Source organism: Pseudomonas sp. P5_A2_2 (assembly GCF_054177685.1).
In genome coordinates this window covers 1-3,059 of sequence record NZ_JBGCUL010000549.1, presented here as the reverse complement: position 1 = coordinate 3,059, position 3,059 = coordinate 1, and the positions used below count along the sequence as shown (strand labels likewise).

At 60.1% G+C, this 3,059-nt stretch carries 3 protein-coding genes; 1 reads left to right on the top strand and 2 read right to left on the bottom strand.

What is annotated here, in order from left to right; genetic code table 11:
* Positions 1–49: 49 nt before the first annotated feature.
* Entirely contained in the window at positions 50–874 is an 825-nt protein-coding gene (locus ACXRVY_RS22065) for an SDR family oxidoreductase (RefSeq protein ID WP_223456819.1), read from the bottom strand.
* Positions 875–1,066: 192 nt separating this feature from the next.
* Entirely contained in the window at positions 1,067–2,107 is a 1,041-nt protein-coding gene (locus tag ACXRVY_RS22060) for a threonine aldolase family protein (RefSeq protein WP_223456822.1), read from the bottom strand.
* Positions 2,108–2,239: 132 nt separating this feature from the next.
* Here ACXRVY_RS22060 and ACXRVY_RS22055 point away from each other — a divergent pair, with 132 nt between their 5' ends.
* Entirely contained in the window at positions 2,240–3,004 is a 765-nt protein-coding gene (locus ACXRVY_RS22055; protein ID WP_223456824.1) for a TraX family protein, read from the top strand.
* Positions 3,005–3,059: the final 55 nt, after the last annotated feature.

Genomic DNA, 3,059 nt, shown 5'->3' with positions numbered 1-3,059 from the left:
GATCCACCGCTATCGCGAGCAAGCTCGCTCCCACAGGTACGGTGTTTTTTCAGTCAACGAATAGGTCAGTCATGAGTTTTTCGCTGCTATCCGGTGCGAACCGATAGTGCTCGAACTCCGTTACACCGCTTTCCCGCAGTATTTCCTCATCAATCAACAAGCGCCCGGTCAAGCTGCGGTTTGCGCTGCTCAGAATCACATGTGCCGCATCGGCCATGATCGCAGGCACGCGCGCATGCTTGAATGACTCCCTCGACCCCAACTGAAACTCGATGGCAGCGGTGGCAATCATGGTCTGCGGCCACAGCGAGTTGACGCTGATGCCGTAATTCCTGAATTCCTCACTCATGCCCAAGGTCAGCATGCTCATGCCGTATTTGGTCACGGTGTACGGGCTGTACTGGGCAAACCACTTGGTGGCCAGGTTCAGTGGCGGGGACAGGTTGAGGATGTGGCCACCGGACTTCTTCAAATAGGGCAGGGCGGCCTGGCTGCACAGCAGCACGGCACGGGTGTTGATCTGGTGCATCAAGTCAAAGCGCTTGAGTTCGAGGTGCTGGACCCCGGTCAATTTGATCGCCCCGGCGTTATTGATCAGCGCATCGATGCTGCCGAAATGTTCGTTGGCCTGGGCCAGTGCTTCGCGTACGGCATCCTCTTCACGTACATCTACCTGCAAGGCCAGCGCCTTGCCGCCTGCGGCTTCCACTTCCCGGGCCACACTGAAAATCGTGCCCGGCAGCTTGGGGTGGGGTTCGGCACTTTTGGCGGCGATCACAATGTTGGCCCCATCGCGTGCGGCCCGCAGCGCAATCTCGCGACCGATGCCACGGCTGGCGCCGGTGATGAACAGAGTTTTGCCTTGCAATGACATGCTGACGCTCCTGATTGTTGTTATGTGAGCAGCGGCTCGACAAACAATGTAGACGAGGAGCAAGCAACAGGGGGAGATGGTGTTGGCTTTTGTGGGAACGAGCTTGCTCGCGATAGCGGACGGTCAGTCGACATCAATGTTGGAGGTGCCGGCCTTATCGCGAGCAAGCTCGCTCCCACAGGGATTGTGGCGTTAGTGAGACATCACTTCACGGATATCCCGCGCCAGTTCCCGCACGCGCTCTTGCTCGGTGTCCCACGAGCACATGAAGCGTGCGCCGCCGTTGCCGATGAAGGTGTAGAAGCGCCAGCCCTTGGCGGTCAGCGCGGCGATGGCCGGCTCCGACAGTTGCAGGAATACGCCGTTGGCCTGTACCGGGAACATCAGCTCCACGCCCGGAATGTCGCTGACCAGTTCGGCCAGCAATTGCGCGCAGTGGTTGGCGTGGTTGGCGTATTTGAGCCAGGCGTCGTTTTCCAGGATTCCGACCCATGGTGCCGAGAGGAAGCGCATTTTCGACGCCAGTTGCCCGGCCTGTTTGCAGCGGTAATCGAAGTCTTCGGCGAGTTTGTGGTTGAAGAACAGAATCGCCTCGCCCACCGCCATGCCGTTTTTCGTGCCGCCGAAGCACAGCACGTCGACACCGGCCTTCCAGGTCAGGTCGGCCGGGGTGCAGCCGAGGAATGCGCAGGCGTTGGAGAAGCGCGCGCCGTCCATGTGCAGGTTCAGGCCCAGTTCCTTGCAGGTGGCGCTGATGGCGCGGATTTCGTCCGGGGTGTAGACGCTGCCGACTTCGGTGGCCTGGGTCAGGGTCACCACACGAGGTTTCGGGTAGTGGATATCCTGGCGCTTGAGCGCGACCTCGCGGATCGAATCCGGGGTCAATTTGCCGTTTTCGGTGCGGGCGATCAGCAGTTTGGAGCCGTTGGAGAAGAATTCCGGGGCGCCACATTCGTCGGTTTCGACGTGGGCGGTTTCCGAGCAGATCACGCTGTGGTAACTCTGGCACAGCGACGACAGCGCCAGCGAGTTGGCGGCGGTGCCGTTGAAGGCGAAAAACACTTCGCAGTCGGTTGCAAACAGTTTGCGGAAATCGTCGGACGCGCGGGCGGTCCACTCGTCGTCGCCGTATGCGCGCTGGTGGCCGTGGTTGGCCTGTTCCATGGCCGCCCAGGCTTCAGGGCAGATACCGGAATAGTTGTCGCTGGCGAATTGTTGGCTCTTGTCGGTCATGGCCTGCTTCCGTGGTCGAGATGCCTATGGTGAAGCGTCCCGTGGTCAATGAGGGTGCGCACTGTACCCAAGATCGTCAGGTGGAGCGCACAGGATGTCGCTGTCGGGAAAATACACGGTCGAAGGGCAATTATGCACGTGACTATGTACAAGAGCATGCACAAGACCATGCACAAGGCCATGCACTTAAAGCAGCGCGACGGGGCACTGGATCTGCTCAAGTGGCTGGCGCTTTTGAGCATGGTGCTCGATCACCTGCGATATGTCGGGTATTCCGCCGATTTGCTGTATGTGCCGGGACGCTTGGCGTTTCCGTGGTTCTGCCTGGCGATGGCGGCCAATCTGGCGCGCGTGCGGATTACGACGACCAGCGGCCAGTGGCGCTATCTGGGGTGGTTGCTGCTGTTTAGCGCGGTAAGTGAAATGCCTTACCGAATGTTCATTCCCAATCCCGACACCTTGAACGTGCTGCCCACCCTTGCCCTGGGCTTGCTGGTGGTTCGTGGCTGGCAGCAGCCGGTGCTTGCGTCGCGCCTGCTGGCGGTCGGCGCGGTACTTCTGGCAGTGTTTTTCTCCCAGCGCTTGATGTTCGGTTTCTATGGCGTTCTGTTGCCGCTGGCGATGCTGCTGGTACTGCAACGGCCTTGGTATTTCGCACTGTTGCCGGGGCTGGTGTGCCTGGCGGCCAATCAATGGCAGGTGCTGTATCACGCAGCTCGCCTGGGCAATATCGCGGCGATCCCGGCCATCGTCACGTGTCTGATTGCGCCATGGCTCGGGCTGTTCTTGTTGCGACATGCCGGGGGCGTAAAACCACCACCGATGCGGCGCTGGGCGTATGCGCTGTATCCCGTGCATTTCCTGCTGTTGCTCGCAGTACGACAGGCCATCGAATGACCCTGTAGGAGCGAGCCTGCTCGCGATAGCGGCGGGTCAGTCGACATCAATGTTG